This window comes from Mesorhizobium sp. M1B.F.Ca.ET.045.04.1.1, from assembly GCF_003952465.1.
Taxonomy (GTDB): Bacteria; Pseudomonadota; Alphaproteobacteria; order Rhizobiales; family Rhizobiaceae; genus Mesorhizobium; species Mesorhizobium shonense.
Window position 1 is genome coordinate 5,232,877 of sequence record NZ_CP034448.1, and the last position, 19,686, is coordinate 5,252,562.

General features: G+C 64.3%; 16 protein-coding genes. 9 read left to right on the forward strand and 7 right to left on the reverse strand.

Annotation, left to right across the window (positions count from 1 at the left end):
- Positions 1–83: 83 nt before the first annotated feature.
- A complete protein-coding gene (locus tag EJ071_RS25895) occupies positions 84–1,832 on the forward strand; it encodes a type I secretion system permease/ATPase (RefSeq protein ID WP_245460356.1) in 1,749 nt (582 codons plus the stop codon).
- Positions 1,833–1,835: 3 nt separating this feature from the next.
- Positions 1,836–3,362, forward strand: a complete 1,527-nt coding sequence (locus tag EJ071_RS25900; protein ID WP_126100389.1) for an HlyD family type I secretion periplasmic adaptor subunit — start codon at positions 1,836–1,838, stop codon at positions 3,360–3,362.
- A gap of 104 nt (positions 3,363–3,466) precedes the next feature.
- Here EJ071_RS25900 and EJ071_RS25905 read toward each other — a convergent pair whose 3' ends face one another.
- The gene (locus tag EJ071_RS25905; RefSeq protein ID WP_245459968.1) at positions 3,467–3,910 is read right to left on the reverse strand and encodes a DUF982 domain-containing protein; all 444 of its coding nucleotides are present in this window, start codon (positions 3,908–3,910) and stop codon (positions 3,467–3,469) included.
- A gap of 152 nt (positions 3,911–4,062) precedes the next feature.
- Between EJ071_RS25905 and EJ071_RS25910 the strand changes: the two genes are divergently transcribed.
- Positions 4,063–5,520: an NCS1 family nucleobase:cation symporter-1 gene (locus EJ071_RS25910; RefSeq protein ID WP_126100390.1), complete on the forward strand. Its 1,458-nt coding sequence runs from the start codon at positions 4,063–4,065 to the stop codon at positions 5,518–5,520.
- 67 nt (positions 5,521–5,587) lie between these two features.
- Here the strand turns inward: EJ071_RS25910 and EJ071_RS25915 are convergent, their stop codons facing one another.
- From EJ071_RS25915 to tpiA, 5 genes are all read right to left on the reverse strand, one after another.
- On the reverse strand, positions 5,588–6,127 hold the full coding sequence (locus EJ071_RS25915) for a DUF1697 domain-containing protein (RefSeq protein WP_126100391.1): 540 nt from the start codon (positions 6,125–6,127) through the stop codon (positions 5,588–5,590).
- Between the two features lie 20 nt (positions 6,128–6,147).
- Positions 6,148–7,785 carry a CTP synthase gene (locus EJ071_RS25920; protein WP_126100392.1) on the reverse strand — a complete coding sequence of 546 codons (1,638 nt, stop codon included), beginning with the start codon at positions 7,783–7,785 and terminating at the stop codon, positions 6,148–6,150.
- 195 nt (positions 7,786–7,980) lie between these two features.
- Positions 7,981–9,105, reverse strand: a complete 1,125-nt coding sequence (locus EJ071_RS25925) for a L,D-transpeptidase (protein WP_126100393.1) — start codon at positions 9,103–9,105, stop codon at positions 7,981–7,983.
- Between the two features lie 213 nt (positions 9,106–9,318).
- Positions 9,319–9,822 (reverse strand): preprotein translocase subunit SecG, encoded by a 504-nt coding sequence (gene secG / locus EJ071_RS25930; protein ID WP_126100394.1) that lies wholly within the window; start codon positions 9,820–9,822, stop codon positions 9,319–9,321.
- A gap of 163 nt (positions 9,823–9,985) precedes the next feature.
- Positions 9,986–10,753, reverse strand: coding sequence for a triose-phosphate isomerase (gene tpiA / locus EJ071_RS25935; RefSeq protein ID WP_126100395.1), 768 nt, complete (start codon positions 10,751–10,753; stop codon positions 9,986–9,988).
- A gap of 144 nt (positions 10,754–10,897) precedes the next feature.
- Between tpiA and EJ071_RS25940 the strand changes: the two genes are divergently transcribed.
- The 6 genes from EJ071_RS25940 (at position 10,898) to lexA (ending at position 17,153) form a co-directional block, all read left to right on the forward strand.
- Complete coding sequence (locus EJ071_RS25940; protein ID WP_126100396.1) at positions 10,898–12,790, forward strand: peptidyl-prolyl cis-trans isomerase; 1,893 nt, start codon at positions 10,898–10,900, stop codon at positions 12,788–12,790.
- Positions 12,787–13,797, forward strand: coding sequence for an anthranilate phosphoribosyltransferase (gene trpD / locus EJ071_RS25945; protein ID WP_126100397.1), 1,011 nt, complete (start codon positions 12,787–12,789; stop codon positions 13,795–13,797). The genes EJ071_RS25940 and trpD overlap by 4 nt, the downstream gene beginning before the upstream one ends.
- A 4-nt stretch (positions 13,798–13,801) precedes the next feature.
- Positions 13,802–14,614, forward strand: a complete 813-nt coding sequence (gene trpC, locus EJ071_RS25950; RefSeq protein ID WP_126100398.1) for an indole-3-glycerol phosphate synthase TrpC — start codon at positions 13,802–13,804, stop codon at positions 14,612–14,614.
- Positions 14,615–14,616: 2 nt separating this feature from the next.
- Positions 14,617–15,096, forward strand: a complete 480-nt coding sequence (gene moaC, locus EJ071_RS25955) for a cyclic pyranopterin monophosphate synthase MoaC (protein WP_126100399.1) — start codon at positions 14,617–14,619, stop codon at positions 15,094–15,096.
- A 1-nt stretch (position 15,097) separates the two neighbouring features.
- Positions 15,098–16,303 carry a gephyrin-like molybdotransferase Glp gene (glp, locus tag EJ071_RS25960; RefSeq protein WP_126100400.1) on the forward strand — a complete coding sequence of 402 codons (1,206 nt, stop codon included), beginning with the start codon at positions 15,098–15,100 and terminating at the stop codon, positions 16,301–16,303.
- 115 nt (positions 16,304–16,418) lie between these two features.
- On the forward strand, positions 16,419–17,153 hold the full coding sequence (lexA, locus tag EJ071_RS25965; RefSeq protein ID WP_126100401.1) for a transcriptional repressor LexA: 735 nt from the start codon (positions 16,419–16,421) through the stop codon (positions 17,151–17,153).
- On the opposite strand, the gene EJ071_RS25970 is transcribed toward lexA, so the two are convergent.
- Entirely contained in the window at positions 17,147–19,603 is a 2,457-nt protein-coding gene (locus EJ071_RS25970; protein WP_126100402.1) for a ComEC/Rec2 family competence protein, read from the reverse strand. The genes lexA and EJ071_RS25970 overlap by 7 nt on opposite strands.
- Positions 19,604–19,686 lie beyond the last annotated feature (83 nt).

Genomic DNA, 19,686 nt, shown 5'->3' on the forward strand with positions numbered 1-19,686 from the left:
CGACCAACGGGGGCAGCACCAGCTGCCCCCGTTGGACCTCAGTAAAGCAGCAGTAAAGGCATCGAAACCGGGGGGTATCCGTGATGCAGCCAAGACCGCAATTCCAGGAGGTGATGCGCCTGGCGCGCCATCAAGCGCCGGCCCTTCTCCTCTTCAGCCTGCTCACCAATGTCCTCCTGCTCGCCAGCACCGTCTATATGCTGCAGATATACGACCGGGTGCTGTCGAGCGGCTCGATCGACACGCTGCTGTGGCTCACTCTGGCCGTCATCGGCGCCATCGCCGTGTACGGCCTGCTGGAACATGCCCGCCGGATGATGCTGGGCCATATCAGCCAATGGCTGGACGACCAGCTCAGCGTGCCGGTGATCGAACGCGCCATGGAGGCGCGCCTGGCCGGCAGCAGCCTTGAGGCCGGCCTGAAGGACGTGGGCGATCTGCGCGGCTTCATTGCCGGCGACGGCATACTGACCTTTCTCGACGCGCCATGGACACCGGTGTTCCTGGCATTCATGTGGTTTCTGCATCCGGCATTGGGCGTGCTCGGTCTGGCTGGCGCCGTGCTCCTGTTCTGCTGCGCGCTCGCTAATGATTTCCTCACCCGCCGCAAGGGTCAGGAAGCGGCGGCGGGGCTGCGCCGCAGCCAGGCCGCCGTCGGTCAATATATCGATGGCGCCGAGACGTTGTGCTCGCTTGGCATGTCCGAGCCCGCGCTGCTGCGGTGGGAACAGAACCAGCAGTCACTGACGGATCTGCAGTCCCGGATTTTCCAGCGCACCACCGTTATCGGCAGTCTGTCGCGCTCGCTGCGCCTCGCCCTCCAGGTGGCCGTGCTGGGGCTCGGCGCCTATTTCGTCCTGCGCCGCGAACTGACGGGCGGGTCGATGATAGCAGCTTCCATTCTGCTAAGCCGCGCGCTGGCGCCGATCGAACGTTCGATCGGCGCCTGGCGCAGCCTGGTCAACGCGCGGACGGCGCGCCAGAACCTGATCAAGCTCTTCGCCGCCACCGCGTCGATGCAGAACGCCGGCGTCACCCTGCCGCGTCCGCAGGGTCGGCTGAAACTCGAAAATCTGCACTACTATGCGCCGGGAACCTCGCAGGCGCTGCTGAATGGGATCGGCTTCGGTGTCGAGCCTGGCCAAACCTGCGGCGTGATCGGCTCGTCCGGCTCCGGCAAGACTACGCTCTGCCGTCTCATCGTCGGCACGATGCGGCCGTCGCTCGGCCATGTCAGGCTGGATGGCGCGGAGGTCTGGAACTGGCCGTCGGACCAGTTGGGCCAGCATATCGGCTACCTGCCGCAACAGATCGAATTGTTCCCGGGAACGATCGCCGAGAACATTTCGCGTCTGCGCGACGAAGTCGACAGCGAAGCCGTCATCGCCGCGGCGCAGCTCGCGGGCATACACGAGATGATCCTGCGGCTGCCGAACGGTTATCGGACCGAGGTCGGGCCGCACGGCGTCAAGATCTCGCGCGGCCAGCGCCAGCGCATCGCGCTGGCCCGGGCCCTGTTCGGCGACCCGCCGCTAATCGTTCTCGACGAGCCGAATACCGGCCTCGACGGCGAAGGCGAGGTGGCGCTGTTCAACGTGCTCCAGCAATTGAAGGAGCGTGGCCGCACCGTCGTTGTCGTCACCCATCAGACCAATCTTCTGCGCACGGCCGATCATGTCGTCTTCCTCCGCGACGGATCCGTCTCGATGTTCGGTCCGCGCGACGAGGTTCTCGGCGCTCTGGCGGGCCAGCCCAAGCGCATACCGGTGCCGGCAGCCATCCGTGACAAGATTGCCGCCTTCGCGCCGGCAAACCTGAAGGCGGTGGAGTGAGCCATGGACGAGCGATTTGACGATTTCTCGACGATGCTGAACGGGCTGGCGGACGCCCTGCGCGAGCTGTCCGGCAGGCTAACCATCTCCGCCGGGCAACTCATTGCCGCAGTGTCCGTGTGGTTCGACGGGCTCGACCAGCCGAAGCGCATCGCTCTGGCAGCGGCCGCAAGCGCGCTCTTCCTGCTCCTGATTGGACGCCTCGTCCGGCGGCGGTCACCTGCAGCCCGAGCCAGCAGGCGCGACCTCGATCAACGGACGCGGCCTGCGCGCATGCTGGGCTACGTTTCCTCGATCGTCTTCGTCGGCGGCGTCGCCGCATGGTCGAGCGTCGCGCTTCTGGCAAGCGCGGTCGTCGCCAACGGCGTCGTCAGCCCGGAAGGCTATCGCAAGACGGTCCAGCATCTCGAAGGCGGCATCATCGGGGCGATCCACGTGAAGGAAGGCGACAAGGTCAGCGCCGGCCAGGTTCTGATCAGCCTGAAGACAACGGAGGCGCAAGGGCGCTACGACGAGTTGCAGGGGCACTACATCCGCCTGCTGGCAACCGAGGCGCGCCTGGTCGCGGAGCTTGCCGGACAGAACCGGATCTCGTTCCCCAAGGAGTTGACGTCGATCGATAGTGAGTTGGCGCGAAAGGTCGTCGTCGAGGAGCAGGCACTGCTCGACAGCCGCCTCGCAACCCGCGATGGGCGCACGCAGATCCTCAACAAGCGCATCGCGCAGATTAAGGAGCAAAGCGCGGGATCACGAGACGTGATCGCCGCAGAGACCGAACAGCTCGGCCTGATCGAACAGGAGATCGCCTCCGCGCAGGAGATGTATAAGAAGGGCCTCGAACGCCTGCCGCGGATATTGGCGCTGCAGCGTTCCCAGGCCGACATCCGCGCCAACCAGGCATCGAACCGGGCGGAGGTGGCGAAAAACGACCAGCAGATCGGCGAGACCGAGTTCCAGCTCCTCAACCTGCGCCAGCAGGACAGCGAGACCGCCAACGAGGATCTTGCCAAAGCGCGTACAGACCTCGCCGAATTGCGCAGCCAATTGCCTTCGCGCCAGGACGTGCTGGCCAGAACGGATATCGTCGCGCCGATCGCCGGAACTGTGATGAACCTGCGGGTAACGACCGAATCGGGCGTGATCTCCAGCGGTCAGCCGCTTCTCGACATCGTACCCAACGAGCCCAATCTGATCATCGATTCACGAATCCGGCCCACGGATATCGATGTGGTGCATCCGGATATGCCCGCCCGCGTGGTGCTGACAGCCTATCCGAGCCGGCATTTGCCGCAAATCCATGGCCTGCTTACGTCGGTGTCGGCCGACCGGCTGACGGACGAGAAGACCGGCGAGCCTTATTTCCTCGCTAAGGTCAAGGTCGACAAGGCCGATCTTGAAGATCTGCATGACATCCGTCTGTCGCCCGGCATGCCGGCGGAAGTCATGATCCTGACCGGGGAACATACCCTGCTCGACTATATGCTGGCGCCGCTGCAGGCCTCGCTCACACGCTCTTTCAGGGAGAATTGAAACAACAGGGCGGCACGCGGACGAAAACAAAAGGCGGCCGGCGTCGGCCATAAGCCAACGCCTCATCATCGCATTTGTCAGCAGCAGCCGCGGGGGCGACGGAGCTACCGCCTCAGGGCGTAGACATTGTCCGTGGACGGGCCACCCAGCGGCAGCGCCATGTCGTCGTCAAGCAGCCGGGTGATGCGGGCAAAGCCGACAAAGGCCTTTCTCGCTTCCTCGGCCGACATTTTGCCCGACATCGCCGCCGAACAGCAATTCACGGCGCACTGATAAACGGGGCCGCGTCTGCCCGTTGGCCACTTCCGCAGGAATACCATCGCTTCGGAGACGCTATCGACTTCCTCCAAGGGGTATCCCTGCCCACGCGCAATCCGCACTGGGGTAAAGAAATGCAAGCGATCCATAATTTCCTCCCGGTCGACCGCAGAGCGGCCGAACCGCAATAAACGCATATCCTGTGGATTAGTTCCAAACAAATTTGGTTGCCGCTTGAAAATTTTGGAACCGCCGATCTGCGGCGAAAACGCCCACGCCGACTCAGGCAATGATGAGATCAGTGTCAGCGATAAGGGCCATTCTCATTGAATGTCTTTAAGGCGAAAGCCGGCAAATGGATTGCTTGCCGGTTCCCCAGCGTCAGGCTTAACCTCGACGGTTAACGCGTGAGGGCGCGTTTTGCAAAAGGGGAACACTTCCAATGACCATACAAGGCGCATCGCCCGGCCTCTACAACGAGGATCTGGCTCCGGCAACGGTCAGGAACTGGGGACCGTTTTCGATCTTCAACGTCTGGACATCCGACGTCCACAGCCTCTGGGGCTACTATCTCGCCGCAAGTCTGTTCCTGTTCTGCGGCGGCTTCGTCAACTTCATCATCGCCATCGGCATCGGCTCGCTGATCATCTATTTCCTGATGAACCTTGTCGGCTATGCCGGCGTGAAGACCGGCGTGCCCTACCCCGTGCTTGCCCGCGCCTCCTTCGGCATCTGGGGCGCCAACATCCCGGCGCTGGTGCGGGCCGTCGTCGCCTGCTTCTGGTACGGCGCGCAGACGGCTGCGGCATCGGGCGCGATCGTCGCGCTGCTGACGCGGCTGCCATGGTTCAACGAATTCAACCAGACCTCGCACCTGCTCGGCCATTCCACCCTGGAAGTGATCTGCTTCGTCGTCATCTGGGCGCTGCAGCTCCTGATCATCCAGAAGGGCATGGAAACCGTGCGCCGCTTCCAGGATTGGGCCGGCCCCGCCGTGTGGGTGATGATGCTGATCCTGGCGATCTATCTCTGCGTGAAGTCGGGTACCTTCGCCTTCACCAGCGACATCCCGATGGACGTGCTGCTCGACAAGACCAAGGACGCCGGCGTGCCCGGCGAGCCGGGTTCGTGGACGGCGCTGTTCGCGGTGGCGGCGATCTGGGTGACCTATTTCTCGGCGCTCTACCTCAACTTCTGCGACTTTGCCCGCTATGCGCCCGACAAGGCATCGCTGCGCAAGGGCAACATCTGGGGCCTGCCGGTCAATCTCATCCTGTTCTCGCTGGTCGCCGGCGTCACCACGATCGCCGCCTACGACGTCTATCACGAGGTGCTGCTGCATCCCGACCAGATCTCGGCCAAATTCGATAGCTGGTTCCTGGCGGCTTTGGCGGCGCTGACCTTCGCGGTGGCGACGCTCGGCATCAACGTCGTGGCGAACTTCGTCTCGCCGGCCTTCGACTTCTCCAACGTCTTCCCGCGCCAGATCGACTTCAAGAAGGGCGGCTACATCGCAGCACTTATCGCACTGGTGCTCTATCCCTTCGCGCCTTGGGAAGGCAGTGCCGCTTCCTTCGTCAACATCATCGGCGCGACGATGGGGCCGATCTTCGGCGTGATGATGATCGACTACTACCTGATCCGCAAAAGCGAGGTCGACGTCGAGGCGCTCTACCGCGAAGACGGCGAGTTCCGCTTCCAGGGGGGCTGGCACGTCAACGCCTTCATCGCCGCCGGCATCGGCGCGATCTTCTCCTCGATCCTGCCGAACTTCACCAGCTGGCTGCCGTCCTGGTGGGGCGTCTACGGCTGGTTCTTCGGCGTGGCGATCGCGGGCGCCGTCTACTACGTCCTGCGCACGATGGCGCTGGGCGCCGGGGCGAAGACGGTGAAGGCTTGAAGAGAAGGCAGTAGGCGTTAGGCAATAGGGAATAGAGAACGCATCCCTACTGCCTACTGCCTACTGCCTACTTTCCCACCATCTCAGCCAGCCTGCGCACGGTGTTCCAGTTGCGCGCGGTGCCTGTCCCCATGCGTTTGTGATTGGCGGCCGCGAGCAGCCGCGAGCTTGGCCGCTGGCGCGAAAACACGAGCCAGATATCGCCGCCGACCAAAAGCACCTTCTCGTCTTCAGCAGCACGGGCCTGAAGCGCTGATAGGGCATCCGTCGGTGCAGGCTCGCGCATGACGCGCACGGCGACCTGGTCGCCGGCGGCCGCGGACTCGGCCGGAAACGGATTGCCGGCCGTAAGCTTCAGCCAGTCCTCGGCACCGCGCACGATGATGTCGACATGGCGGCCGAAGGTCTCTTCGAACGCCTTTTCCAGTCGCCGCTCCAGATCGGAAATTTTGGTCGTCCGCGCCTCGAAGACCAGATTGCCGGTCGCCACCAGCGTGCGGACATTCTTCAGCCCAAGGCCTTCGGCCATCGCCTTGAGGTCCGACATGACGACCCGCCGCCCCTCGCCCAAGAGAATGCTGTAGAGCAGCGCGACATAGGTCCGCATGGCCGGTCCAGCCAAACGGCTCAAACGAGCCGCGACTGTTCCACCGCGGCCGAGATGAAGCTCGCGAACAGCGGGTGCGGTTCGAGCGGCCGGCTCTTCAATTCCGGATGGTACTGCACGCCGATGAACCAAGGATGGTCGGGATATTCGACCGTCTCCGGCAGCACGCCGTCGGGCGACATGCCGGCAAAGACCAGGCCGCAATCCTCGAGCCGCTGCTTATAGTCGACATTGACCTCGTAGCGGTGGCGGTGGCGCTCGGAAATTTGGGTGTCTCCATAGATCTCGGCGATCTTCGAGCCCTTGCTGAGCTCGGCCTGATAGGCGCCTAGCCGCATGGTGCCGCCGAGGTCGCCGGTCGCCCTGCGTTTCTCCAGCATGTTGCCCTTCAGCCACTCGGTCATCAGGCCGACGACCGGCTCCCCGGTCGGGCCGAACTCGGTCGACGAGGCCTTCTCGACGCCGGCCAGCGACCGCGCCGCCTCGATGCAGGCCATCTGCATGCCGAAGCAGATGCCGAAGTAAGGCACCTTGCGCTCGCGCGCGAATTTCGCGGCGAGAATCTTGCCTTCCGAGCCGCGTTCGCCGAAACCGCCGGGAACGAGGATGCCGTGAACCTTTTCCAGCCACGGCGTCGGGTCTTCCTTCTCAAAAATCTCGCTCTCGATCCAGTCGAGCTTGACCTTGACGCGGTTGGCGAGGCCGCCATGCGAGAGCGCCTCGATCAGCGATTTATAGGCGTCCTTCAGCCCTGTGTACTTGCCAACGACGGCAATCGTCACCTCGCCTTCGGGATTGTGGATGCGGTTGGAGAGCGCCTGCCACGGCTCCATGCGCGGCTTCGGCGCCGGATCGATACCGAAGGCAGCGAGCACTTCCGAATCGAGCCCCTCCTGGTGGTAGGCCATCGGCACGTCATAGATATGCGGCACGTCGAGCGCCTGGATGACGGCGCTTTCGCGCACGTTGCAGAACAGCGAAAGCTTTCTGCGCTCTTCCTTGGGGATCGGCCGGTCGGCGCGCACCAAGAGGATGTCGGGCGCGATGCCGATGCCGCGCAATTCCTTGACCGAATGCTGCGTCGGCTTGGTCTTCAATTCGCCCGCCGTCGGGATATAGGGCATCAACGTCAGATGCACATAGACCGCGTTGTTGCGCGGCAGGTCGTTGCCGAGCTGGCGGATCGCCTCCAGGAACGGCATCGCCTCGATGTCGCCGACCGTGCCGCCGATCTCGCACAGGACGAAATCGTAGTCGTCATTGCCGTCGAGGACGAAATGCTTGATCTCGTCGGTGACGTGCGGGATCACCTGCACGGTGGCGCCGAGATAGTCGCCGCGCCGCTCGCGCTCGATGATGTTCTTGTAGATGCGGCCGGTGGTGATGTTGTCCTGCTGGTTGGCCGAGCGGCCGGTGAAGCGCTCATAGTGGCCGAGATCGAGATCGGTCTCGGCGCCGTCGTCGGTCACGAACACTTCGCCATGCTGATACGGCGACATCGTTCCAGGGTCGACGTTGAGGTAGGGATCGAGCTTTTTGATCCGCGCGCGATAGCCTCGCGCCTGCAGAAGAGCCCCAAGAGCTGCTGCGGCGATGCCTTTTCCGAGTGAGGAAACCACGCCGCCTGTGATGAATACATATCGCGCCATGGGAGTCATCGCTTAACGCGGCCTGATTGATTCCGCCAGAGAAAAAACCGCCGCGAAGGCTTTTTCCCAAGATGGCGCCGGTGCCCGTGACAGGCGATTTGCTTATGTCAAAACGAAAGGGCCGGCGGTGCCGGCCCTTTCGGCAGTTGTTCGAACGCGTCAGATGATGACGACTGGGTCGTTATATAGGTAACGACCTTGTCGTCAGATAATAACAACCTTGGTGCCGATCTTGACGCGGCTGTAAAGATCCATGACGTGCTCGTTGATCATGCGGAAGCAGCCGTTGGAGGCGCTGGTTCCGATCGATTGCGGCGCAATGGTGCCGTGGATGCGCAGATGCGTGTCCTTCTTGCCGTCATAGAGATAGATGGCGCGCGCGCCGAGCGGATTCTCGCCGCCGCCGGGCATGCCGTCCTTGTATTGGCCATAGTGCTTCGGCTCGCGCTTCTGCATGTCGAGCGTCGGGATCCAGCGCGGCCACTCCTGCTTGTCGCCGACCGCCACGGTGCCCTTGAACTGCAGGCCTTCGCGGCCGACCGCTATGGCATAGCGGCGTGCGGTGGAAAACGATTCGACGAGGTAGAGGCGGCGCGCGCTGGTGTCGATGACGATCGTGCCCGGCTCATAGCCGGTGAACGTAACGTCCTGCGGCACAAACTCCGGCTTCACCTTGAACGGCCTCTTGGCATCCTTCCTGGCGAGCGCCGAATCGAGCGCGCGGGTCTCGGGAAGATAGCTGATCGAGGATACCGACTGGCCGCCGAACAGGCCGGCGAACAGCCCGCCACCGCTGGTCTGCTTTTGTCCCGGCTGCTCGCTGCGCAGCTCGCCGTTGTTGCCGGTGGCCGCGATGTTCATGGCTTCATCCGAGATTGGTTCGTCGGTCTGGATCGGCGCAATCGGCGCAAGGGGCTCGAGCGGCGCGATGATCTTGACGGTCTTCTTCACCGGCCTGGCGTCGGCCATTTCCGACGATGCTGCCGCCCCCTTCTTGGCAAGCCATTCCTGGCGAGCCGCGTCGGCCTTGGCCTTGGCCGCCTCGCGCATCGCCAGCTTGCGGGCTTCGAGCGCCTTTTCCTTGGCCGCTTCCTTGTCGGCCACGATCTTGGCCTCGAGCTTCTTGATCTGCGCGAGGTCGTCCGAAGTCGGGTTTTTCTTCTTCTTGAGAAGCTTCAGCTGCGATGCGTCGCTCTTGGCGACGACGGGAATTGCGTCGGTCTTCTCTACCGACGGCGAAGCGGCCAGGTTTGCCGGCGAGGCAAAGGCCGCGGACCCCATGCCGAATACGGCACAGAATCCCAAAAGGATGAAGCTGCGAAGCTGCATGGCGAAGATCCGATTTTCTATGCTAGTTGCCCACGGCGTCGCCCCGGCGCCCCCCAAGGACGCCGAATAGTGCCGCGCGCAATCTATAATCGATTAGCCGTAGGCCGCTCAAGCTGAGCGACAGGCTACGCCCGGTTGAATCTTCGTGATCAAGCAGCATTTGCCGCGACTGTGTTCAAAGAACAACAGATCGCTGCGGCAATGCTTGCCCGGCTACTGGTTCGGAACCTGCGGGGTGACCGGCAAGGTGACGCCATTCGCGGCCGGCGGCGTGGTCGGATTGGCGGGCGACGGCGTGGCGGGAGCGGTGGCCGGAGCCGTGGTCGGGCCGCCACTGGACAGCGGAGTGGTCGTTGTCGTGCCACCCGACGGAACCGCGGGCGTGGTGCCGCCTGCCGGCGCTGCGGGCTGCGAGCCACCCACCGGACCGTTGGCGCCGGGCAACTGGTTGAGCACGCCGCCGGCAGGCGCGCGGTCGAGGATGTCGATCGGCTTCTCGCCGTAGCGGGCGAGGATGGAGAGCGCAAGCGAGGTCACGAAGAACGCCGCGGCCAGGATCGCGGTCGCGCGGGTGAGCGCATTGGCGGCGCCCCGCGCCGTCATGAAACCGGACCCGCCGCCGATGCCGAGACCGCCGCCTTCGGAGCGCTGCAGTAGCACCACGCCGACAAGGGCGAGCACGACCATGAGGTGAACGACGATCAGTACGGTTTCCATAATTTATCCTGGCGAGGCCTTGCGCGGCCGCGCATACGACCGGTGATTTGGAGGCGGCTCCTTACAATGCTTTGATGGCATTTCCAAGCCTGCGGCCGGAATATGGGAAGCAAGACAGCCTTTGCAACGGCCCGGCCCGCCTCCCTGCCACCTCGGGCCGCGGCTATGAAACGTTCATATAGGCTTCCGCGATGGCGAGGAAGTCGGCCGCCTTCAGGCTTGCGCCGCCGACCAGCGCGCCATCGACATTCTCGACGCCAAGCAGTTCCACCGCATTGGAAGGCTTGACCGAACCGCCATAGAGAATGCGCATCTTGGCCGCGGTATCGCCGAGCAGCGCGGTGAGCTTGCCGCGGATATGCGCATGTGCCTCGGCGACGTCGGCTGCGGTCGGCGTCAGGCCGGTGCCGATGGCCCAGACCGGCTCATAGGCAATGATGGTGTTGGCGGCGGTGGCGCTCGGCGGCACGGACCCGTCGAGCTGACGCGACAGGATATCGAGCGTCGCGCCTGCCTCGCGCTCGGCGCGCGTTTCGCCGATGCAGATGATGGCCACCAGCCCTGCCCGCCATGCGGCCGACGCCTTGGCATGGACAATAGCGTCGTCCTCCCCGCCCTGCTCGCGGCGTTCGGAATGGCCGACGATGACGTGGCTGGCTCCGGCATCCTTCAGCATCTCGGCCGAAATGCAGCCGGTATAGGCGCCGCTTTCCTTGGGGTGGCAATCCTCGCCGCCGGCGCGGACGGGCGTGCGCGAAAGGATCTCGGCAGCCTGGTGAAGCAAGGTCGCCGGCACACAGACCAGCGCTTCCGTCTCCGCATCGAGGCCGCTCATGAAACCGTTGCCGATCATCCTCAACTCGTTGAGCGAGGCGCTGGTGCCGTTCATTTTCCAGTTGCCGGCGACGAGCGGACGGATTCCAGGGGTCATGGGGTCAGGTTCTCCAGGCGACATAAGGCAGCGCCCTCACTACCAAAATCAGGCCACAAAGCAATCGACAGTGGCCCGGAAGGACGCTATTGCGCTTGTTTCAGACTCGGCGCATGCGAAAATGCGCAAAAATCGGAAGTAGGCATGCTTGGTTTATTGAGAAGCGCGGCGGGCACCTGGGTCGCGAAGGCGTTGCTGTCCCTCCTGGTGGTGAGCTTTGCCGTCTGGGGCATTTCCGGGCGCCTGTCAGGAACGTTGGGCGGTCATCATTCGGTGATCACGGCCGGCGGCACGACGGTTTCGATCAACGAATACCGCTTCGCCTACGATCGCCAGATCAACCTTTTGTCACAGCAATATGGCCAGCGCATCACGCAGGAGCAGGCCAACCTGCTCGGCCTCGACAACCAGGTTCTGGCGCAGCTCGTTTCGGGCGCCGTGCTCGACGAGCAGGCCCGCAAGCTCGGGCTTGGCTTTTCCAAGGACAGCTTGGCCGAATTGACACACCAAGAACCAGCTTTCAGGGGCCCAAGCGGCCAGTTCGATCTCCGGGTGTTTGAGGCCAGGCTTCGCGAGCTCGGTATACGACCTGAAGACTATCTCAGGAATCGTTCTCAGGTGGCCAAGCGCCAGCAGATCGTCGAGGCAATCTCCGACGGCCTCAAGGCGCCGCAGACCTTCCTGAAGGCGGTCGCGCTCTATCGCGGCGAGGACCGCACGATCGACTATCTCGTCCTGCCGAAGACATTGGTGCAGCCGATCGAAGCGCCGTCCGACAGCGCGCTGAAAACCTATTTCGAAGCCAACAAGAAGAACTACGCCGCACCGGAATACCGCAAATTCTCCTATATCCGGTTGGAGCCGCAGGACATCATGGACCCGACGGCGGTGACCGACAGCCAAGTCGCCGACGACTACAACAAGAACAAGGCGCGCTACACCACGCCTGAAATGCGCACGATCGAACAGCTGGTGTTCAAGACGCCGGATGCGGCCAAGGCGGCATATGATTCCCTGAAAACCGGCGCCACCTTCGACAAGATCGTCACCGCCGAAGGCAAGACCCAGGCCGATACGCTGCTCGGCACGCTGGCCAAGGACAAGATCGTCGACAAGGCGGTGGCCGACGCGGCCTTCTCGCTCAATGTCAACGAGGTCAGCCCGGTGGTCCAGGGCGCCTTCGGCCCGGTGCTGCTGCGCGTCACCGAGATCAAGCCGCAAGTGGTGAAGGCGCTTTCGGAAGTGTCGGATCAGATCCGCAAGGATCTGGCGCTCGGCGAGGCTAGCCGCATCCTGCTCGACGTGCACGACAGCTACGAGGACACCCGCGCTTCGGGCGCCTCGCTTGCTCAGGCCGCCGAAAAGCTGAAGCTCAAGGTCGTCACCATCGACGCCATCGACCGCACCGGCCAGCGGCCGGACGGCACGATCGTCAACGACCTGCCGCAATCGGCCGATCTCATCAAGGCGGTCTTCGAGGCCGAGCCGAACCAGGAAAACGAAGGCCTGACCACCGCCGACAACGGCTTCGTCTTCTATGAAGTCCAGTCGATCACGCCGGCGCGCGACCGCACGCTGGACGAGGTTCGCCAGAAGGTGGCGGCCGACTGGACGGCCGCCGAGACCGACAAGCAGCTCGACGCGAAGGCTGAGGAGCTGGAAAAGCGCCTGAAGGCCGGCACGACGCTCGACGTGATCGCGGGCGAGCTGAAGCTCGAGAAGCAGACCAAGCGCGGCTTGAAGCGGGAAGCCGACGATGCCGACTTCGGCAAGGAAGGTGCCGCGGCCATGTTCGGCGTCGGCGAAGGCGGCACGGGCCTGATCCCCTCGCCCACCGGCGATGGCCAGATCCTGTTCAAGGTCGCCGAAGTCTTCGAGCCGGCCGGCGCCGACGGCAGCTCGGTTCCCGACGATGCGCAGAAATCCTTCAGCGCCGGCATGTCCGACGACCTGCTCGACCAGCTGGTGGCGCAACTGCAGTCGCAATACGAAGTTCGCATCGATCCGTCCGCCGTTTCCCAGGCACAGACCCGATGAGCGCTCTCAAGACACACATAGCCAAGGTCGCCACCGGCAGCGCGCTCTCCTTCGAGGAAGCGCGCGAGGCTTTCGACATCATCATGTCGGGCGACGCGACGCCGGGCCAGATCGGCGGCTTCCTGATGGCGCTGCGCGTGCGCGGCGAGGCGGTAAGCGAAATCTCCGGCGCCGTCGCCACGATGCGCGCCAAGATGCTGCGCGTCGAAGCCCCGCTCGGCGCCATCGACATCGTCGGCACCGGCGGCGACAACTCGCACTCGGTCAACATCTCGACCGCCTCGGCCTTCGTCATTGCGGCGGCCGGCGTTCCGGTCGCCAAGCACGGCAATCGCGGCCTTTCCTCGCTGACAGGTTCGGCCGATGTGCTGATGGCGCTCGGCGTCAAGATCGACATTCCGCCGGAAACAATCAGCCGCTGCATCCACGAGGCGGGCGTCGGTTTCATGTTCGCGCCGGCGCATCACCCTGCGATGAAGCATGTGGGCCCGATCCGGGGCGAGCTCGGCACGCGCACCATCTTCAACCTGCTCGGACCGCTGTCCAACCCGGCCGGCGTCAGCCGCCAGATGGTCGGCGTCTTCCTGCCGGAATGGATCACGCCGGTGGCCGAGACGCTGAAGGCGCTTGGCGCCGATCACGCCTGGGTCGTGCATGGCGACGGCTACGACGAGATCACCACCACCGGCGAGACTCAAGTTGCCGAGCTCGCCGGCGGAGAAATCCGCAACTTCACGCTCACTCCGGAAGCGGTGGGACTGAAGCGGCACAGCAAGGAAGAGCTGCGCGGCGGCGATGCGGCCTATAACGCCACGGCATTACGCGATATGCTGGGCGGTGCTGCCGGCGCCTATCGCGACACGGTGCTGATGAATGCTGGCGCCGGGCTGGTGGTGGCCGGCAAGGCGACGACGCTCGCCGACGGCATTGAAGCAGCCGCGCAAGCCATCGACAGCGGCCGGGCGCTCGCGGTGCTCGATAAGCTCATCGAAATCTCGAACGGTTAGAACTTTGTCCGATATCCTGCGCAAGATCGAAGCTTATAAGCGCCAAGAGATCGCCGCGGCGAAGCTCAGCGTGCCGCTTGCCGAGATCAAGGCGGAGGCCAAGGATGCCGAGCCACCGCGCGGCTTCCTCGCGGCGCTCGAGGCCAAGCGGAAGGCCGGCGGCTTCGCGCTGATAGCCGAGATCAAGAAGGCGAGCCCGTCCAAGGGCCTGATCCGCGCCGACTTCGACCCGCCGGCGCTCGCCAGGGCCTATCAACAGGGGGGAGCGGCCTGCCTTTCGGTGCTGACCGACGCTCCGTCCTTCCAGGGCGCGCCCGCTTTCCTGACCGCCGCGCGCGCCGCCGTCAGCCTGCCCGCTCTGCGCAAGGATTTCCTGTTCGATCCGTACCAGGTTTACGAGGCCCGGGCCTGGGGCGCGGACGCGATCCTCATCATCATGGCAAGCGTCGACGATGCGCTGGCTAGCGAGCTCGAAGCGACGGCCTTCGATCTCGGCATGGACGCGCTGGTCGAAGTGCATGACGAGAAGGAGATGGAGCGCGCGCTTCGCCTCTCGTCGCGGCTGATCGGCATCAACAACCGCGATCTGAGAACCTTCGAGACCAGCCTCGACGTTTCCGAGCGGATCGCCGCCATGGTGCCGGCGGACCGGCTGCTTGTCAGCGAAAGCGGCATCTTCACCCATCAGGATTGCCGTCGGCTGGAAAAGAGCAGGATCGGCACCTTTCTCGTCGGCGAGAGCCTGATGCGGCAGGCCGACGTGGCGGCCGCGACCTCGCTTCTGCTGACGGGCAAGGCGCCGGCCGAGGCCGTTTGACGATGCCTGCCCTCACCCATCTCGGCGCCAAGGGCGAAGCCAACATGGTCGATGTCGGCGACAAGGCCGAGACGACACGCACGGCAATCGCCGAAGGTTTTGTCACCATGCAGCCGCAAACGCTGGAGATGATCCTGGCCGGCGACGCCAAGAAGGGTGACGTGCTGGGCACCGCGCGCATCGCCGGCATCATGGCGGCCAAGAAGACACATGAACTCGTTCCGCTCTGCCACCCGTTACTCCTGACCAAGGTTGCGGTCGATATCGAGCCCGACCGCGCGCTGCCCGGCCTGAAGGTGACCGCGCTTGCTCGCGTCACCGGCAAGACGGGCGTGGAGATGGAGGCGCTGACCGCGGCGTCGGTCGCGTGCCTCACCATCTACGACATGGCCAAGGCGGCGGACCGCGCCATGGTGATTTCCGGCATCAGGCTGGTCGAGAAGACCGGCGGCAAGTCGGGCGACTACAGGGCAGGTTCCTAAGATGGCACTGCTTCCGGTCGCCGAGGCGCTCGAGCGCTTGCTGGGCGGCGCGACTGCGCTGCCGGGCGAAAGCGTACCGTTGGCCGACGCAGCGGATAGGGTTCTGACCGAACCGGTGGTGGCGCTGCGCACTCAGCCGCCCTTCAATGCTTCGGCCATGGACGGCTATGCCGCACGCTTTGCGGATGTGGGCTCGGTGCCGGCGCGGCTCTCCGTGATCGGCATGGCGCCGGCCGGGCGCGGCTTTACCGGCATCGTCGGCAAGGGCGAGGCCGTGCGCCTCTTCACCGGCGCGCCGCTCCCCGAAGGCGCCGACACGATCGTCATCCAGGAAAATGTCCGCGACCTCGGCGGCGGCCAGATCGAGGTGACCGAGCCGACGTCCGCAGGACGCAACATCCGGCGAGCCGGTCTCGACTTCCTGAAAGGCGACGTGCTCCTCGAAAAAGGCCGCCTGCTCGATCCAGCGGCGCTTTCGTTGGCGGCGTCGGCCAACCATCCAAGCCTCACCGTGGTGCGCCGACCGCTGGTTGTCATCATCGCCACCGGCGACGAATTGCTGCCGCCGGGCAGCGAGCTCGGCCCCGACCAGATCATCTCGTCCAATGCCTACGGCGTCGCTGCGACCGCGCAGTCGGTTGGCGCGCGCGCTCTCGATCTCGGCATCGCCGCCGACCGCCATGACGCAATTGCGGCTCTGGTCGGAAAGGCCGTCGAGGCCGGCGCCGATGTCATCGTCACTCTCGGTGGCGCGTCGGTCGGCGATCATGACCTGATCCACGACGTGCTGACCGGCCAAGGCATGCAGCTCGATTTCTGGAAGATCGCCATGCGCCCCGGCAAACCGTTGATGTTTGGCCGGCTCGGCGACATCCGTTGCATCGGCCTGCCCGGCAATCCGGTGGCAAGCCTTGTCTGCTCGCAGTTGTTCCTGAAGCCGCTTCTGGCGCGTCTCGGCGGCCGTAGCTACCGGCAGGACATCCGCACTGCGCGGCTGGCTGCCGCAATGCACGCCAACGATCTCAGGCAGGACTATGTGCGGGCCGCCGTGCGCGAGGAGGCCGGGCAACTGGTCGCGACCCCGTTCGGCATCCAGGATTCCTCGATGCTGAGGATGCTGGCGGACGCCAGTGGCCTGATCGTGCGCCAGCCCTTCGCCCCGGCGGCCGAGGTCGGCGACGAATGCAGCGTTCTGATGTTACGCTGAACAAAACGTCAACACATTCACTAAACTTTAAACGGTTGCGGAACACAACTGGAACAGATAGTGTTTGTTCTGGGTTTGTTTTCTGATTCTGATTTGGAACCCGTTGGGGGCTGCCATGCTGACGCGCAAACAACATGAACTTCTGATGTTCATCCACGAACGGCTCAAGGAAAGCGGCATTCCGCCGTCTTTCGACGAGATGAAGGAGGCGCTCGACCTAGCCTCGAAGTCGGGCATCCATCGGCTGATCACGGCGTTGGAAGAGCGCGGCTTCATTCGCCGGTTGCCGAACAGGGCGCGCGCGCTGGAAGTGCTGCGCCTGCCTGATTCGATCGCGCCCGGCCTGAATGCGGCGAGGAAGTTTTCGCCAAGCGTCATCCAGGGCGGCCAAGGCAATCTCGGGCGGCAGATCAAGCCTGCGGCGCCCTCGCGCGCGCCAACACCCAGCAATGACGACGATGCCGTTTCGGCCGTGTCCATTCCAGTGATGGGCCGCATCGCCGCCGGCGTGCCGATCGACGCCATCCAGCACCAGACGCATTCGATCACAGTGCCGCCGGATATGATCGCGGGCGGCGAGCATTACGCGCTGGAGGTCAAGGGCGACTCGATGATCGAGGCCGGCATCTTCGACGGCGACACGGTCATCATCCGCAACGCCAACACCGCGAGCCCGGGCGAGATCGTGGTGGCGCTGGTCGACGACGAGGAAGCGACGCTGAAGCGCTTCCGCCGTAAGGGCGCCTCGATCGCGCTCGAGGCCGCCAACCCGGCCTATGAGACCCGCATCTTCGGACCCGATCGCGTCAAGGTTCAGGGCAAGCTGGTCGGGCTGATCCGCCGCTACTGAGCTGGTTGCGGCTTGGCCTCCGGCTTCTCGGGCCGCTGGTAAGGCGGCAGGCCCCTCGCCTCGCGCGAATAGCTTCGCTGCTCATGCCAGGGGCGATAGGGCTTTTCGACGGCATATTGAATGGCTGGTCGCGCCGTTGCCGATTGCGGGTCGAAGAAGACGGCAGCACTGCCGTCACGCGCGAGCTGGCGCTTGGTGACGACGAGAACCCGTGGATCGCGGCAAGGATTATAGGCCGTGGCGTCGTTTATGACGATGAGGTCGGCAAAGCTACAGGCCGGCCTGGCACTGTTGCGGTTTTCCGCCAACGCGACGATCGCACCGGAAGGATGCCGGCCGATGCAGAGATCTCCGGTGCAGTAAAAGGGCGATCCCGGTGGCAGGTCGACGGGATCGGCGATGTCGAGCGCGTCTTTGGCGAACGTCTCCGGCGGCACGATCGCTTCGGCCTTCAGCGCCCGTTTCCAGTTGTCGGTGGTGAATTCGTTGGAGCGGGCGCGGTTGATGGCGAGTTCGCCGCCGCCGATCGGCATGGCCACCAGATGCGCGTCCTCGGAGATCAAAAGGTCCGGCGTGCGCACCTGCGGGATCGTCAACAGGCTGGCCAGAGCGAAAGGAACGGCCGCCAGCCTGAGCCAGGTGGTCGCCATAGTCGCGATGACGAGCGCGATTGTCGACAGTAGCACCGACTGGATGGAGATCAGCCCTACGGCATCGACTGGCGACCATTGCGAAATCCACGCCGAGATCGCGATCATCGCCGTCAGGCCCTTGCCCATCAAATAGAGGAACGGACCATCGATGCCGAATGGCATCGCCAACGCGCTTAGGACGGCAAACGGCATGACGATCAACGAAACGATCGGCATGATCGCCAGATTGGCCAATAGGCTGAGCGGCGAGACGCGCTGGAAATGCCAGATGGCAAACAGCGCCGTAGCGCTTCCGGCAATGATCGACGTCATGGCGGCGCCACCCGCTCCGACCGCCAGCTTTCGCGACAGGAACCGCAGGAACGAGCGCTTTGCTGGCGGCGCCCTCTCCTTGCTGGCGCGGTAGTCGGCCCAGCCGGCATAGGCGCCGACAAGGGCGGCGGTTGCGGCGAACGACATCTGGAAGCTTGGGCCGACCACTTCATGTGGCGACACAAGGATGACGGCGACGGCCGAGATCGCCAGGTTGCGCATCGTCAGCGCCGCGCGGTCGAACAGCACGGCAACCAGCATGACGGCAAGCATGATGAAGCTTCGCTCGGCGGCGACCACCACGCCGGAGATGACGAGATAGGCGGCGATCGAGACAAGCGCGATGGCCGCTGCATATTTCTTCACCGGGCGCCGCGAAGAGAAATCCGGAAACAACGCGAAGGCGCCGCGCAGCAGAAGCATGATCGTGCCGGCGACCAGCGCCATGTGCAGGCCCGAGATCGAGATGATGTGGTAGATTCCGGTCCGCCGCATCGCCTCGTTGATGTCTTTGGGGATGCCGGCGCGAATGCCGACGATCAGCGCCGCGGCAATCTCGCCTTCGGGTCCGCCGACGGTGCTTCTGATGTGACCGGCAATCGCCTCGCGCGCGTTCTCGATCGCCGAGGTGATGCTCGCCCCAGCGGCCGGATTGGTTGTCGAAATGACTTTCGGGTCACCGAGGAAAAAGCCGCTGCCGCCGATGCCGGAAAAATAGCTATCGAAGGAAAAGTCATAACTTTCGGGGCGGACCGGTCCGGTCGGCGGCAAGAGCCGGGCATAGCCTGTCACCAGCGACCCTGCCTTCATCTCGGGCGGAATTCTGTGCGCCGAGAGCCTGACGCGATCCGGCGCGTAGCGCAGCGTCGGATGCGCGGTCGAGATGAGGTCGATGGTCAGCCGCACACGGCCATTGGCCATTTCCTCGGCGATGACGACGCGACCCGTCAGCCGCGTCTGGATTTCGGAGCCGAGCATCGGCGTTGCGGTCCGCCATGTCTCGACTTTCGCGGCGACAAAGCCCAATGCGCAAAACAGCGCCGCCATGAAGAGAAGATGCGTCTTTGGCCAAGAGCGGGAAATGGCCGCACAGACCGCCATCAGCGCTACCGCCGCCTGCGGCCTGTAGAGATCGGGCTCCGCGTTCAGGGAAAAATAGAAGATCACGCCGGCAGCCAGGAACACCGGCACCAGCAGGAAGGCGATGCCGCGGTCGAGCTCGGTTGTAGCGGCTACAACGACGCTTTGGCGAAACGCGGAAAACGAGGCGCAGCTGAACTGCCGTCGGATCCGGTCGATGGTTGCCGACTGTGGCGGCTGCAGGGCGGCACCGCCGTCCGGCGGTAAAATCTCACCAGCCGGCCGCGGCATCGGAAGCGAAACCGGCGTCGCTTCAGCAGGCGCGGTGCCGGCAAACAGCAGGCGCTCGCTGACGCCAGCCGTCGTCCCCTCGCCCTCCACCGCGCCCCGGCCACGTCCAGCCATCGGGTCTGCCCCTTGCGCCCCAGACCTCCTATGCTACATGAACCGCGACAGCGCGAAAGTCCGCGCAGCCACGCCTGTTTTCA

Coding starts and splice junctions, on each gene's coding strand:
- EJ071_RS25895 (WP_245460356.1), top strand. CDS start 84: ATGCAGCCAAGACCGCAATTCCAGGAGGTGATGCGCCTGGCGCGCCAT.
- EJ071_RS25900 (WP_126100389.1), top strand. CDS start 1,836: ATGGACGAGCGATTTGACGATTTCTCGACGATGCTGAACGGGCTGGCG.
- EJ071_RS25910 (WP_126100390.1), top strand. CDS start 4,063: ATGACCATACAAGGCGCATCGCCCGGCCTCTACAACGAGGATCTGGCT.
- EJ071_RS25915 (WP_126100391.1), bottom strand. CDS start 6,127: ATGCGGACCTATGTCGCGCTGCTCTACAGCATTCTCTTGGGCGAGGGG.
- EJ071_RS25920 (WP_126100392.1), bottom strand. CDS start 7,785: ATGACTCCCATGGCGCGATATGTATTCATCACAGGCGGCGTGGTTTCC.
- EJ071_RS25925 (WP_126100393.1), bottom strand. CDS start 9,105: ATGCAGCTTCGCAGCTTCATCCTTTTGGGATTCTGTGCCGTATTCGGC.
- secG (WP_126100394.1), bottom strand. CDS start 9,822: ATGGAAACCGTACTGATCGTCGTTCACCTCATGGTCGTGCTCGCCCTT.
- tpiA (WP_126100395.1), bottom strand. CDS start 10,753: ATGACCCCTGGAATCCGTCCGCTCGTCGCCGGCAACTGGAAAATGAAC.
- EJ071_RS25940 (WP_126100396.1), top strand. CDS start 10,898: ATGCTTGGTTTATTGAGAAGCGCGGCGGGCACCTGGGTCGCGAAGGCG.
- trpD (WP_126100397.1), top strand. CDS start 12,787: ATGAGCGCTCTCAAGACACACATAGCCAAGGTCGCCACCGGCAGCGCG.
- moaC (WP_126100399.1), top strand. CDS start 14,617: ATGCCTGCCCTCACCCATCTCGGCGCCAAGGGCGAAGCCAACATGGTC.
- glp (WP_126100400.1), top strand. CDS start 15,098: ATGGCACTGCTTCCGGTCGCCGAGGCGCTCGAGCGCTTGCTGGGCGGC.
- lexA (WP_126100401.1), top strand. CDS start 16,419: ATGCTGACGCGCAAACAACATGAACTTCTGATGTTCATCCACGAACGG.
- EJ071_RS25970 (WP_126100402.1), bottom strand. CDS start 19,603: ATGGCTGGACGTGGCCGGGGCGCGGTGGAGGGCGAGGGGACGACGGCT.